This is a genomic window from Streptomyces yongxingensis, from assembly GCF_055597465.1.
Genome location: NZ_CM145717.1, coordinates 8,191,893 through 8,205,359, shown reverse-complemented (window position 1 = coordinate 8,205,359; position 13,467 = coordinate 8,191,893). Strand labels below are relative to the sequence as shown.

Below are 13,467 nucleotides of genomic sequence, written 5' to 3'. Positions count from 1 at the left end.
GGGATCTCGTACAAAATTTTTCGTGCCGGGAGGTGGCGTCAGCCCGCGTAGGGTTCGGGCACCGCCCCCGGGCGGGCCAGGAAGCGGAAGTCGCAACCGGTGTCGGCCTGGGTCATCTGCTCCTGGTAGAGCGCGCCGTAGCCGCGCTCGTAGCGGGGCGGCGGGGCCGTCCACCGCGCCCGGCGCCGTTCCAGCTCGGCGTCGTCCACCTCCAGCCGCAGCACCCGCGCCGCGACGTCCAGGGTGATCGGATCGCCGTCGCGGACGAGCGCGAGCGGGCCGCCGACATACGACTCGGGCGCGATGTGCAGCACACAGGCCCCGTAACTGGTGCCGCTCATCCGGGCGTCGGAGATCCGCACCATGTCCCGCACCCCCTGCTTGAGCAGATGGTCGGGGATCGGCAGCATCCCGTACTCGGGCATTCCGGGGCCGCCGAGGGGACCCGCGTTGCGCAGCACCAGCACACTGTCCTCGGTGATGCCGAGTCCGGGGTCGTTGATGGTGGCCTGCATCGTCCTGTAGTCGTCGAAGACCACGGCCGGGCCGGTGTGTTCCAGCAGCCGGGGCTCGGCCGCGATGTGCTTGATGACGGCGCCGTCGGGGCACAGATTGCCGCGCAGCACCGCCACTCCGCCCTCCTCGGCCAGCGGGCGGTCGCGGTCCCGGATCACCTCGGGGTTGTGCACCAGGGCGCCGTCGAGCTGTTCGCGCAGTGTGGGGTGGGCGACGGTGGGGCGGTCCAGGTGCAGGACGTCCGTCAGCCGGGAGAGGAAGCCCGGGAGCCCGCCCGCGAAGTGGAAGTCCTCCATCAAGTACCGGCCGCCGGGCCGCAGATCGGCCAGCACGGGGACGGTACGGGCGATCCGGTCGAAGTCGTCGAGGGTGAGCCGCACCCCGGACCGGCCCGCCATGGCGATCAGATGGATCACCGCGTTGGTGGAGCCGCCGAGGGCGAGCACGGTCGCGACCGCGTCCTCGTACGCCTCCCGGGTGAGGATCTCCGAGAGCCTGAGGTCCTGCCAGGCCAGCTCGACCACGCGTAACCCGGAGGCGGCGGCCATCCGGTCGTGCCCGGAGTCCACGGCCGGGATGGACGAGGCGCCGGGCACGGTCACGCCCAGCGCCTCGGCGGCGGCCGTCAGCGTGGAGGCGGTGCCCATCGTCATGCAGTGGCCGGGGGAACGGGCCAGCCCCCGCTCCAGCTCGGAGATCTCGCAGTCGCCGATCAGCCCGGCCCGCTTGTCGTCCCAGTACTTCCACATGTCGGTGCCCGAGCCCAGCACCTCGTCGCGCCAGTGGCCCGGCAGCATCGGCCCGGCCGGGACGAAGACCGCCGGGAGGTCGGCGCTGGCCGCGCCCATCAGCAGCGCCGGGGTGGACTTGTCGCAGCCGCCCAGCAGCACGGCGCCGTCGACCGGGTACGAACGCAGCAGCTCCTCGGTCTCCATGGCGAGGAGGTTGCGGTAGAGCATGGGGGTGGGCTTCTGGAAGGTCTCGGAGAGCGTGGAGACCGGGAACTCCAGCGGGAAGCCGCCCGCCTGCCAGACCCCGCGCTTGACCGCCTGGGCGCGGTCGCGCAGGTGCACATGGCAGGGGTTGATGTCGCTCCAGGTGTTGAGGATCGCGATGACCGGCTTGCCCAGGTGCTCCTCGGGGAGATAGCCGAGCTGGCGGGTGCGGGCCCGGTGGCTGAAGGAGCGCAGGCCGTCGGTGCCGTACCACTGGTGGCTGCGCAGCTCGTCGGGGCGCTTGCGCGTTCTCCGCCGGGTACTCACACCGACCACCCCTCGACGATCGCGGCGACTTCCGCGCGCCTCGGTTCGGGCAGCGGCTTGCTCGGGGCACGGACGTCGCGCCGGCATAAGCCCATCGCGGCAAGCGCTTCCTTGACCACCGTGACGTTGTTGGCGGACTGCCGCTCGGCCCTGAGGTCCTCGAACCGCCGGATCTGCTCCCACACCTTCATCGCGCCCGGGTAGTCCCCCGCGCGCAGCGCGCCCAGCATGTTGAGCGAGACGTTGGGGGCCACGTTGACCAGGCCCGAGGTGAAGCCGGTGGCGCCGACCGCCCAGTACGAGGGCGCGTACAGCTCGGCGAGCCCGGCCACCCAGACGAACCGGTCAAGACCGGCGTCGCGCGCCACGGCGGCGAAGCGGGTGGCGTCGTGGACCGCGTACTTGACCCCGATGACATTGGGGCACGCCTCGCCGAGCCGGGCGATCGCCGCCCCCTCGATGAGCGGATTGCGCAGATACGGCACCACGCCGAGTTCGGGGACGGCCTCGGCGATGGTGCGGTGGTAGTCGATCCAGCCGTCCTGGGCGACGTACGGATGCACCGGCTGATGGACCATCACCATGTCGGCCCCGGCGCCACGGGCGTGGCGGGCGGCCTCGACCGCGGTGGCCGCGTCATGGCCGACGCCGACGAGCACGGCGGCCCGCCCGGCGGCCTCATCGACGGTCAGCTCGGTGACCAGCCGCCGCTCTTCGAGGGTGAGGGCGTAGAACTCCCCGGTGTTGCCGTTCGGGGTGACGGCCTTGACCCCGCCGTCGAGGAGCCGGCGGAGCAGGGCGCGATAGGCGGCACGGTCCACGGCGCCTTCGGCGTCGTACGGGGTCACCGGGATCGCCACGACGTCCGCGAGCGCCGTCCTCAGCGGTGAGTAGTCCATACGAACCCTTTCTCTCGATGGTCGGCATCGGGACGAGCTGTTCGGATGGTGCCGCGTGCTGGGGCCTAGCGGCCGGGGCCGCCGGGCGCTACTCCCCGTCCGGGAAGGCGCGCCGGACGAAGGAGGCGATGTGCTCGTGCAGTGCGCGGGCCGCGCCGTCGGCGTCGCCGTCGAGCGCGCGGGCGAGGATCTCCCGGTGCTCACGGGCCTCCCGCTCCCAGGAGGGCACCGCCTGCCAGGCGATGGCGGACACCAGCGCGGCCTGGTCACGCAGTTCGTCGAGCATCCGGGTCAGCAGGGGGTTGCCGCAGGGCAGATACAGCGCCCGGTGGAAGTCGCGGTTGGCGAGCGACCGCCCGGCCGGATCGGCGGCCGCGTCCGACCGCTCCAGCGCGGCCCCGGCGGCCTCCAGCCCGGCCCGCGCGGCCACGGTCCGGCGCAGCGCCTCGGGCTCCAGGAGCAGCCGCACATCGTAGACGGCGTGCGCCATCGCGGTGTCCACGGTCCTGACCGTGGCGCCCTTGTACTCGCTCATCACCACGAGCCCCCGGCCCGCGAGCGTCTTGAGCGCCTCCCGCACAGGCGTCTTGGACACCCCGAACTGCGCGGCCAGCTCGGCCTCCACCAACGCCTGTCCGGGTCGCAACCTCCCGGTGAGAATCGCGTGCTTGACCGCCTCCAGCACGTACTGGGTGCGGGAGGGGATCGGGCTCGGGGCAATGTCCATGGATGCTCTCAGATCTCGCGTATCGCGTCTCATATATGACATACGAAGTACGACGCGATGAAATTAGGGCGGCCCCGGGGGTTCGTCAACGGTTCTGACAAAACTCGCGCATGACGGTCAATCGCCCGCCGACGGCCCCTGTGCACGCGTCCGCTGCCGATAGCGTGGCCCGGATGAGGGTGGGATCCGCGGCCACGCGGCTGATCATGCCGCGCGGCAACTCCGCGTCCGGCAAGTCCGCCGCCGCCGGGCTGCGCGCCCGCTACGGACGCGGCCTGGCGCTGGTGACCCAGGACAATCCGCGCGCTGGACGCCCTCTGCCGCGACCACCTGGGCCGCACCCATGCCTACTACCTCGACGTCCCGTCCGCCGGGACGCTGCGGCGGCACGCCACGAAGCCGCAGGCGGACGAGTACGGCGAGCGGGAGATGCGCGACTCGTACCGGCCGCTGGACCTGCTGCCGGGCGGTTCACGGGGTGGGGGTGTTGGGTGATGACTTCGGGGAGGGCGGGTTCGTGCAGGGGGCGGAGGAGGAGGCAGCCGAGGGCGGGGAGGTCAAGGCGCTCCGCCGGCTCTGGAAGTGCCTCGACCTGCCGTCGACCGTCCGCGGCGGAGCCGCACATGGACACGGCCCCGCACCCCTTCTCCGTCTCGCGAGCTGGGCTCAGCTCAGCTCGGCCAGGGCCGTACGGACGGCCGCCAGGTCCTGGTCCGAGGCCAGACCGGCGTGGTACAGACGGAGCTCGTCCGCGCCCAGCTCCACCGCGTGGGCCGCGTCCCGGGCCAGCGTCGCCGGGCTGCCGCCCATCCCCGCCACCACCGTGAAGTTGGCGGCGAGCACGGTCCGTTCGGTCCGGTACGGGACGAACGGCGGAAGGACCCCGGAGCGTGCTGCCTCGCCCCCCGTGCACGGCAGTACGACCCCGTCGGCCTGGGCCAGCACATCGGCCGGGTCCACGCCCACGTTGGCGCCGAGCCGGTGCGGGGCCGGGTCGGCGTGCAGCAGGACCTGGAAGTCCTCGTCCGCCGCGGCCCTTACGGCGGCCACGGCCTCGGCCCGCAGACCGCTCGCGATCCGGTCGCGCCAGGCCGCGAAGAGCGCGGCGTGATCGGCGCCGAGCAGCTTCTCGACCTCGGCCCACTCCCCCGCTCGGTCACCGCCGTCCGCGGTGGCCTCGCCCGCCCACACCGGCCGCAGGGCGCGCACGACGAGCTCGCGCAGCTCCTCGGGGTCGGCGCCCAGCTCGGCGTAGCCCGCCGCGCAGCTCTCGCAGAAGCACAGCGACATCAGATACTGGCCGGCGCCGCCCAGCGGCACCCCGCCGATCTTGTCGTGGGCGTGCAGATGGGCGAGCCCGTACCAGCCGCAGGACTCCAGCTCGGTGCCGCGGGCACCGGGCCGTACGGCGGCCTCGGCGGCCAGGTCCACCAGATAGTCGCGCACCTCGGGGCGGGCGATGCACGGCGCCCACGGGTAGCGGTCGCCGTAGGCGTTGCGCACGGCGATCCGCGGATGCTCCTCGCCCAGCCGGGTGTTGTGCGCGAGCACCACCCAGGCGTGGACCTCGAGACCGGCGTCGGCCAGCGCGGCGGCCGCCTCGCCGTACGGATCGTCGCCCGGCACCCATGACTGCTCGTACGGCCGCAGCTCGCGCCCCTCCCAGCGCTCGGCGCTCGGCGGGTAGAGCACGGCCGCGTGGCGGGCGGTGACGATGCGGTGGCCGGGGTGACGCGGGGTCAGGGCCCGGGTCGAGTGGTAGGCGGAGGCCAGCGTCACCTGCTGGACGCCGAGGTCGGCGATGCGGCGCGCGGCGTCCGGGTCCCCGACGACGTCCCAGGGGTAGACGAAGGCGGAAGCCTTCACCGCGCCTCCCCGTCCCCGTCCTTGTCCGCGTCCCCGACCAGCGCCATGCCGCGCTCGATCAGCTCGGCCAGCTCCTTGATGTGGGTGGGGCTGGCCTCGCTCAGCGGCGGCCGCACCTCGCCGACGTCCAGCCCGCGCAGCCGGACCCCGGCCTTGACCAGCGAGACCGCATAGCCGCGGCCCTGGTTGCGGAGCTCGACCAGCGGCCGGTAGAAGCCGTCCAGGAGCTTGTTGACGGTCTCGTCGTCGCCCGTCATGAGCGCCTTGTGGAAGGCGAGGGCGATCTCGGGGACGAAGCAGAAGACGGCGGAGGAGTAGAGCGTCACGCCGATGCCGCGGTAGGCGAGGCCGGTCAGCTCGGCGGTCGGCAGCCCGTTGAAGTAGCGGAAGTCCTCGTCGGGGGCGTCCGCCCGCACCGCACTCACGACGCGCTGCATCAGGTCGAGGTCGCCGATGCCGTCCTTGAGACCGATGATGCCGGGCACCTTGGCGAGCCGGGCCACGGAGTCCGGGGTCAGGACGGCGTTGTCCCGCTGGTAGACGATGATGTCGAGGTCGGTCGCGCCCGCGAGGGCGCTGTAGTGGCGGATCAGCCCCTCCTGATCGGCCACGACCAGATACGGCGGCATGGCGAGCAGCCCGTCCGCACCGGCCCGCTCGGCCAGCTTGGCGTACTGGATCGCCAGCGCGGTCCCGTACCCGGCGCCCGCGACCACCGGCACCCGCCCGGCGGCCTCCTCCACGGCGACCACGACGCAGTCGTGGAACTCCTCGGGCGTCAGGGCGTGGAACTCGCCCGTGCCGCAGCACGCGAAGACGGCGCCCGCCCCCGCCTCGATCCCGGCGCGGACGTGCGCGCGGTAGATCTCCAGGTCCAGGGCGCCATCGGGACCGTAGGCGGTCACGGGGAAGAACAGCAGTCCGTCAAGGCGCTCGGCGAGTGAAGCTGAGGTCACGGGCTTCTCCCTGTCGTGTACACCGACCCGCCGTCACCCACCGGCGCAGCGTGCACGTTTCTGATCGTCATCTACATTCGTGAACAAGCTCACCGTAAGGCAGCCATCGACCGCCGGTCAAGGGCGCCAACGGGGTGACGCCACTCACCCGACGGTGAATTCCCCGGCAGCCCGCCACCCTTGACGACCCATGCGCCGATCCTTACGGTGTCCATGAATCTGAACCACATATATGAATAAAAACCGCATACGCAAGAACCCCTGCGCGACAACCCCATAACGCGATACCCCTTACGGAGGATCCGCCCATGCCCGCTCCCCGCACCGTCCTCCTCACCGGCGCCGCCGGCGGCATGGGCACCTTGATGCGCGAGCTGCTGCCGCCGTACGGATACCGGCTGCGGCTGCTCGACCAGCTCCCCATCGAGGGCGAGCCGGACGCGATCACCGCGGATCTGTCCGACCGGGACGCCCTGCGCGAGGCCGTGCGGGGCGTTGACGCGATCATCCATCTCGCGGGTATCTCCCTGGAAGCCCCGTTCGAGAAGATCCTGCGGGCCAATATCGAGGGCACGTACAACGTGTACGAGGCGGCGCGCGAGGCGGGCGTCCGCCGGATCGTCTTCGCCTCCAGCAACCACGCCGTGGGCTTCACCCCCCGCCCGGTGGGGGACGACCCGCTCATCCCGCTCGACACCCCGCGCCGCCCCGACACCTACTACGGGCTCTCGAAGGCGTTCGGCGAGGACCTGGCCTCGTTCTACTGGGACAAGCACGGCATCGAGACGGTCGCCATCCGCATCGGCTCCTGCTTCCCCGAGCCGACGACGGTCCGCATGCTGTCCATCTGGATGAGCCCGGCGGACGGCGCCCGGCTGCTCCACGCCGCCCTTACGGCGGAGAACGTGGGCTGCACGACGGTCTACGGCAGCTCGGCCAACACCCGCCTGTGGTGGGACCTCTCCTCGGCCCGCGCCCTGGGGTACGAGCCGAGGGACGACTCCGAGCCGTACGCCGCGAAGCTGATCGCCGAACAGGGCGAACTGGAGCCGGGCAACCCCGACCACGAGTACCTCGGCGGCGCGTTCTGCACCAACCCGCCCATCTGGCCGCGCTGAGGCCCGACCCAGCCGCTGAGCGCCGAGCGGTCAGCCCGCCGTCCTGGCCCACTCCTCCACCGTCGTGACCTCGGCCTGCGACGGAAACACCTTCTCGATGAGCAGCCGGTGGACCTCCGGGTCCGGGTCGTAGCAGGCGTCGGACAGCACCGTGAGCCGGAAGTCCAGGTCGGCGGCCTGGCGCAGGGTGGACAGGACGACGCCGCCGGTCGCGACGCCGGTCAGGACGAGATGGGTGATCTCGCCGGACCGCAGCACCACATCCAGGTCGCTGCCGGCGAACGCGCTGACCCGCCGCTTGGTGACCACGACCTCGTCCGGCCGGGGCGCCACCCCGGCGTGGATGGCGATCTTGGGGTCGTCCTCGGTGTAGAGGCCCGGCGGCAGGGAGCCAACGATCTTGTTGCGGGCCGAGGCTTCGGGGCGGCCGGAGCGGAAGCCGATGACGACGTACACGACGGGGATCCCGGCGTTACGGGCCGCGTCGACCGCACGGCTCACGCGCGGCACATAGTCGGGGTCCTGGACGTGGGCCACGATGCCCTCCTGGACGTCCATCACGAGCAGGGCCGTCTTGTTCGGGTGCGTGTTCACGCTCTCGTTGTCGTTCACGTTCATGAAGCCTTTCGCTGTGTCGGTTGGTGCGCGGAAGCGGAAGAGGGATCGTCGGACCCGATACCGCCCAGCGAGCGGTCCACGAGCGTCAGCGCCAGACAGAGACCGGTGATGGCGAGCATGAACCAGGCCAGGCCGTGCAGCCCGCCGGTATCGGCACGGGCACCGAAGAAGGCGCCGTTGGCGCTGGAGGCGACGATCGCGCCGAGGTAGAAGAAGGTGCGGAGCAGCCCCGCCGAGGAGCCCATCCGCTCCGGATCGGCCTGGTGGTAGACCGAGTTCTGCAGGGCGAGGTTCATCAGCCCCTGCGGTACGCCGAAGACGAGCGCGACGACGATCAGCAGCCATATCGCACTGTCCGGCTGGAGCGGGAGCAGCAGGGCGCAGCCGACGATCTGCCCCACGGCCCCCACCAGCAGCTTGCCGCGTACGGCGGAGCGGCGGCCGGTGGCGCTGGACACCGCGATCCCGGTCAGGAACAGGGGCAGTTGGGCGAGCCCCGCCTGTGAGGCCGTCAGCCCCCGGCCGTCCTGGAGCCACTGCGTGTAGCCGTACAGAAAGACGTACGAGACGACGGAGACGAGGAGCGCGCGGGCGTAGGTGAGCAGCAGGGGCGGATTGCCGCCGAACACCCGCAGATCGATGAACGGCTCCGCCGCCCGCAGCTCCCGCACCGCGAACCCGGCCGCCGCCACCGCCATCAGCACCGGCAGGTACCACCGATCGGCCCGGGGCTCCATCAGGAACAGCAGCAGCGAGACGAGCGTCGCGGCGAACAGCCCCATGCCGATCAGGTCCAGCCGGACGCGCTCATCGGTGCGCTCCGCCAGGGGCCGCTCCTTCGGCAGACGCCGTACGCCGAGGATCAGACCGGCCACCGCCAGCGGGATGTTGACGGCGAGGGTCGTACGCCAGCCGCCCAGCCCGATCAGCAGCCCGCCCAGGGGCGGCCCGATGACCGCGATGGTCTGACTGGCGACCGCGAGCGTGGCGAGGATCCCGGCGGGGCTCTCCTGACCGGTCCGCCGGGCCTCCCCGCGGATGAGGTACATCGCGGCCGGATAGCCCGCGCAGGTGCCGAACCCGAGCACCACCCGGGCGACGATCAGCGTCCCCAGGTTCGGGGCGAGCAGACCGATCAGCCCCGCGATCCCCGTCAGCGTCGCCCCGGCGAGGAAGAGGCGGCGCGGCCCGTAGAGATCGATCAGCCGGCCCATGACCGGCTGGCCTATCGAGGTGGCCAGATAGAGCGCGGAGACCAGCCAGGCCGTCTGCGACGGCGGCGCCCCGAACGCGGCGCCGATCGGCACCAACGACACCGAGATGATCGAGGAGTTGACCGGGTTCAGTACCGAACCCAGGATCATCGGCGCGAGCAGCCTCCGGTCGAACGCGCTCCCCGCGTCCGACCTGCCCTTTCGTCGCGTCAGCCGCTCGATCATGCGCGGCTGAGCCGGTCCAGCAGGGCCAGCGCCTCGAGGATGGTCTCCCGTTCCGCTTCCGTATAGCCGCTCTCCAGGGCCCGGGCGAGCCATTCCTCGCCCGCCCGCCGCTTGTCGTCCAGGAACGCGCTGCCGGTCTCGCTCACCGAGACCAACTGCCGCCGCCCGTCACCGGGATCGGGGCGCCGCTGGATCAGCCCGCGCTCGTCCAGCGCGGCGAGCGTGGCCGCCATCGACTGCGGCCGTACGCGCTCGGCCGCCGCCAGCGCGCTGGCCGAGGCGGGGCCCTCCTTGCTGAGCCTGCTGAGCGCGGACGTCTGCGAGGGGGTGAGTTCCTCGAGGTCGTACGTCTCCTTGATCCGCCGCCGCAGCCGGCCGATCACCACACGGATCTCATGCGCGGCGCGCACGGCGGACGCGGACATGCCGCCAGGGGTCTCTGCCATGCCCCGCACGGTATTTCCTTCAGCCCAGGCTGTCCAGTTCAAACTGAACAGCTTGAACTGTCTATCTACTCGGCGAAGGCATCGACCCCCGTGAGCTCGGCCGACAGCGCCCACAGCCGCGCGGCCCGCTCCGGATCAGTGGCCCAGGCGCTCACCCCACTGCCCAGTTCGACCCCCTCCGACGCGGGCTCGGCGATGTCGCAGTCCTCGCAGTACACCCCGCCCATGCCCGCGAGCCGCGGCGAGGTCGCCGCCCAGACCTGGGTGGCCGCCCCCTCCTCGGGTGCCTTCCAGCCGACGTTGGTGGGACTGGCCTCGATCGTCTCACTCAGCTCCGCCAGCTCCTCCGGGGACATGTGGCGCCCCAGCTGGGTGGCGATCGTGCCGGGATGCACGGAGAACGCCCGCACACCGGTGTTCCGCCCCAGCGCGTCGAGGTGCAGCGCGAACAGGGCGTTGGCCGTCTTCGCCTGCCCATACGCCTGCCACTTGTCGTAGGCGTGTCGCTCGAAGTGGGGGTCGTCCCAGTGGATGTCCGAGAGCTGGTGCCCATTGGAGGAGACCGACACCACGCGTGCGCCACCGCCACGCGCGATGGCGGGCCACAACCGGTTGACCAGGGCGTAGTGGCCCAGGTGGTTGATCGCGAACTGGGCTTCCCAGCCGGGGCCCACCCGGGTTTCGGGCGCGGCCATGATCCCGGCGTTGTTGATCAGGATGTCGATATCGCGACCGGACGCGAGGAACTCCTCCGCGAAGGCCCGGACGCCGTCCAGGTCCGCGAGGTCCATCTCGGCGACCTCCACGCCCTCGATCCCGCCGAGCGCTTCGACGGCGGCCGAACGCCGCCGCGCGGGCACGACGACGTGCGCCCCCGCACCGGCGAGAGCCCGCGTCGTCTCCAGCCCGAGCCCCGAATAACCGCCGGTCACGAGCGCGAGCTTTCCGGACAGGTCGATGCCCGTGAGGACGTCGCTCGTCGTACTGCGCGCCCCGAAACCGGAACCGATCGCATGCTGTTGGGTCGTCATGCGGGGAACGTACGGCTTCGAGCGCGCTCAAGGGCAAGCAACGCGCTCGAGCGACGCGCTCGGGTCAGGCCGCCCGGGCCCGCTCCAGCGCCCGCCGGGCCAGCTCACGCGCGGAGCCGACCGGATCGGGGACCACCGACAGCCCGTTCAGCACCGTGGCCCCCTCGTGGAGCAGCAGCAGCTCGTCCGCCGGCTCGTCGGGGGCCGCCGCGCCCGCCTCCTCGCACAGTTGCCGCAGATAGCCCCGCAGCCAGCGCTTCTGGTCGGCGATCACCTGCCGGGCCGGATGCCCGGCGTCCGGCAGTTCGGCCGCCGCGTTGACGAAGCCGCAGCCGCGCGGGTTCTCGCGGCGCACCCACTCGGCGAGCGCGTCGAACGTGGCCAGGGCGCGATCCGCCGGGGGCGCCTTCTCGACCTCGGCGGTCAGCCACGCCCGCCACCGCTCATCGCGCTCCCGCAGATAGGCGGCGACCAGCGCCTCCTTGGAGCCGAAGCGGTCGTACAGCGTCTTCTTGGTGACTCCGGCGCGCTTGGCGATCAGATCCACGCCGACCGCGTGGATCCCCTGCCCGTAGAACAACTCGGCGGCGGTGTCGAGGATGCGGCGCCCGGCGGGGGTGAGCACGTCTCCGCGCGTTTCCATGCCCTGATCTCCTCCTGGGGTTGACGGAGGGGTATACCGATCTGTTTAGTCTAGTGGGTGAGGGAGTAAACAGACCGGTATACCCGCGCCCGACATCCGTAGCCGACCAGAGCGAGGACCCCCATGCCCGTCAGCGCCGCCGTCACCGCCATCGGCCTCGTCGTGATGTGGAGCTCCGGCTTCATCGGAGCCGAGCTCGGCACGCGGGAGGCCACCGCCGACACCCTGCTGATGTGGCGCTTCCTCGCGGCGGCGGCGGTCCTGGGCGGCGCCTGGGCGCTGCTGAGGCGCCGCAGACTGCGCCCGCGCGCCGTGGCCGAGCAGGCGGTGATCGGAGCGCTTTCGCAGGGCGGCTATCTCGGCGGGATCGTCTGGGCGGTCGGGCTCGGCGTGCCGTCCGGCACCGCCGCGCTGATCGCCGCGTTGCAGCCGCTCGCGGCGGGCGCGCTGGCCGGGCGGCTGCTCGGGGAGACGGTCAGCCCGCGCCAGTGGGCGGGGCTGGCCATCGGCCTCGGCGGGGTCGCGCTCGTCGTCCAGGGCGATCTGTCGGCGGGCCCGGCCGCCCCGGCCTGGGCGTACGGGCTGCCCTTCGCCGCCATGGCGGCGCTGCTGGCCGCGAGCTTCCTGGAACGCAGGGTGCGGGCGCCGCTCGAGCCCGTGGACGCCATACCGCTGCACTGCCTGGTGAGCGCCGTCCTGTTCACCGGGGTCGCCGTGGCCGGAGGACATGCCGCGCCCCCGGCGGGCGGGGGCTTCTGGACCGCGGTGGTCTGGACGGTGCTGCTCTCCACGGTCGGCGGCTACGGCTTCTACTGGCTGAGCCTGCGCCGCAACGGCGTCACCCGCACCAGTGCGCTGATCTACCTCACGCCCCCGACCACGCTGGTGTGGTCGTACGCGATGTTCGGGGACGCGCCCGGGTGGACGGCCCTCGCGGGCATGGCGGTGTGCGTGATCGGGGTGACGGCGGCCACCGCGCGCCGCCGCCCCGACCGATCAGCGCAGCTCGCGGAGGATCCAGTCGGTGATCGAGCGGTGTCGCGGGTGCCAGCCGAGTAGCTCGCGGGCGCGGCGCGCCCGTACGCGGCTGTTGGAGCCCAGGGCGTGCCGGGCGAACCGGGGGTCCCAGACGTTGTCCGGCGCGTCGGGGTCCCAGGGGCGGGGGCCGGGCAGGCCGAGGGAGCGGGCGATGGCCTCGGTGATCGCGCCGAACGACGCCTCTCCGTTCTCCACGAAGCAGAAGGTGCCCGGAGGCGTCTTCTCCAGCGCGAGGAGGTACAGGTCGGCCACGTCGTCGACATGGACGGTGGACCAGATGTTGCGGCCGGGGCCGACATGGCGGACCACTCCCCCGGCACGGGCCTGCCGGACCAGTGCGGCGATCAGGACGCTGTCCCGGGCCAGGCCCCGCCCGTGCCCGTAGATCAGGCTGTCGCACAGCACCGCCGAGCGTACGCCCCGCTCGGCCGCGCCCAGGACCAGGCGGTCGATGGCGACCCGGGCCTTGCGGATGGGGTGGTCGGGCTCCCAGGCCGATCCCGGGTCGAGGACGTCCTCGCCGTGGACCGCCTCGGACGCCTCGCCCTCCGTGCCGGTGCCGACCGTGCTGGAGCCGCTGGTGTGGATCAGCGGCTTGCCCGATCCGGCCAGCGCGGCGATGAGCGTCTCCACGGCCGCACGGTGGTCGCTGTCGGCCGCGTTGACCACGGCGTCGGCGCGGCGGGCGTGCGCGGCGAGGAGGTCCGCGTCGTCGAGCGAACCCACCACGGGCTCGATGCCCAGCCGGGCGAGTGGTTCGGCCTTGGCCGGGTCACGGGTCAGACCGCTGACGTGGTGGCCTGCCCGGCGGAGGCGGACGGCGACGGTGCCGCCGATGTAACCACTTGCGCCGGTGAGGAAGACATGCATGGGAGGGGTGCCTCTCTGACGGGGGTCAGAGCGCAGAA

Annotated in this window: 13 protein-coding genes; 2 read left to right on the top strand and 11 right to left on the bottom strand. The window is 72.3% G+C overall.

From position 1 onward, the window contains the following. Nucleotides 1–38 precede the first annotated feature (38 nt). The 5 genes from araD to ACZ6TD_RS35195 form a co-directional block, all read right to left on the bottom strand. Nucleotides 39–1,778, bottom strand: coding sequence for an L-arabinonate dehydratase (gene araD / locus ACZ6TD_RS35215; protein ID WP_471344621.1), 1,740 nt, complete (start codon nt 1,776–1,778; stop codon nt 39–41). Then, a complete protein-coding gene (locus ACZ6TD_RS35210; RefSeq protein WP_471344620.1) occupies nt 1,775–2,677 on the bottom strand; it encodes a dihydrodipicolinate synthase family protein in 903 nt (300 codons plus the stop codon). The genes araD and ACZ6TD_RS35210 overlap by 4 nt, the downstream gene beginning before the upstream one ends. Nucleotides 2,678–2,765: 88 nt before the next feature. Beyond that, complete coding sequence (locus tag ACZ6TD_RS35205; protein ID WP_471344618.1) at nt 2,766–3,404, bottom strand: GntR family transcriptional regulator; 639 nt, start codon at nt 3,402–3,404, stop codon at nt 2,766–2,768. A 666-nt stretch (nt 3,405–4,070) separates the two neighbouring features. Further along, nucleotides 4,071–5,270, bottom strand: a complete 1,200-nt coding sequence (locus ACZ6TD_RS35200; RefSeq protein WP_471344617.1) for a hypothetical protein — start codon at nt 5,268–5,270, stop codon at nt 4,071–4,073. Beyond that, nucleotides 5,267–6,226 carry a 5-dehydro-4-deoxyglucarate dehydratase gene (locus ACZ6TD_RS35195; protein WP_471344616.1) on the bottom strand — a complete coding sequence of 320 codons (960 nt, stop codon included), beginning with the start codon at nt 6,224–6,226 and terminating at the stop codon, nt 5,267–5,269. Before ACZ6TD_RS35195 ends, ACZ6TD_RS35200 begins: the two co-directional genes overlap by 4 nt. A gap of 308 nt (nt 6,227–6,534) precedes the next feature. Between ACZ6TD_RS35195 and ACZ6TD_RS35190 the strand changes: the two genes are divergently transcribed. Then, nucleotides 6,535–7,344: an NAD-dependent epimerase/dehydratase family protein gene (locus ACZ6TD_RS35190; protein ID WP_471344615.1), complete on the top strand. Its 810-nt coding sequence runs from the start codon at nt 6,535–6,537 to the stop codon at nt 7,342–7,344. Nucleotides 7,345–7,374: 30 nt separating this feature from the next. Here the strand turns inward: ACZ6TD_RS35190 and ACZ6TD_RS35185 are convergent, their stop codons facing one another. From ACZ6TD_RS35185 to ACZ6TD_RS35165, 5 genes are all read right to left on the bottom strand, one after another. Further along, the gene (locus ACZ6TD_RS35185) at nt 7,375–7,902 is read right to left on the bottom strand and encodes a cysteine hydrolase family protein (RefSeq protein WP_471358314.1); all 528 of its coding nucleotides are present in this window, start codon (nt 7,900–7,902) and stop codon (nt 7,375–7,377) included. 56 nt (nt 7,903–7,958) lie between these two features. Continuing rightward, nucleotides 7,959–9,401 (bottom strand): MFS transporter, encoded by a 1,443-nt coding sequence (locus tag ACZ6TD_RS35180; RefSeq protein ID WP_471344614.1) that lies wholly within the window; start codon nt 9,399–9,401, stop codon nt 7,959–7,961. Beyond that, on the bottom strand, nt 9,398–9,826 hold the full coding sequence (locus ACZ6TD_RS35175) for a MarR family winged helix-turn-helix transcriptional regulator (protein WP_470005577.1): 429 nt from the start codon (nt 9,824–9,826) through the stop codon (nt 9,398–9,400). The genes ACZ6TD_RS35180 and ACZ6TD_RS35175 overlap by 4 nt, the downstream gene beginning before the upstream one ends. An 86-nt stretch (nt 9,827–9,912) precedes the next feature. After that, nucleotides 9,913–10,878, bottom strand: a complete 966-nt coding sequence (locus ACZ6TD_RS35170) for an SDR family NAD(P)-dependent oxidoreductase (RefSeq protein WP_471344613.1) — start codon at nt 10,876–10,878, stop codon at nt 9,913–9,915. Between the two features lie 64 nt (nt 10,879–10,942). Then, entirely contained in the window at nt 10,943–11,521 is a 579-nt protein-coding gene (locus ACZ6TD_RS35165) for a TetR/AcrR family transcriptional regulator (RefSeq protein WP_471344612.1), read from the bottom strand. A gap of 123 nt (nt 11,522–11,644) precedes the next feature. On the opposite strand from ACZ6TD_RS35165, the gene ACZ6TD_RS35160 reads away from it, so the two are divergent. After that, the gene (locus ACZ6TD_RS35160; protein WP_471344610.1) at nt 11,645–12,580 is read left to right on the top strand and encodes a DMT family transporter; all 936 of its coding nucleotides are present in this window, start codon (nt 11,645–11,647) and stop codon (nt 12,578–12,580) included. Here ACZ6TD_RS35160 and ACZ6TD_RS35155 read toward each other — a convergent pair. Then, on the bottom strand, nt 12,518–13,429 hold the full coding sequence (locus ACZ6TD_RS35155; protein ID WP_471344608.1) for an NAD-dependent epimerase/dehydratase family protein: 912 nt from the start codon (nt 13,427–13,429) through the stop codon (nt 12,518–12,520). The genes ACZ6TD_RS35160 and ACZ6TD_RS35155 overlap by 63 nt on opposite strands. Nucleotides 13,430–13,467: the final 38 nt, after the last annotated feature.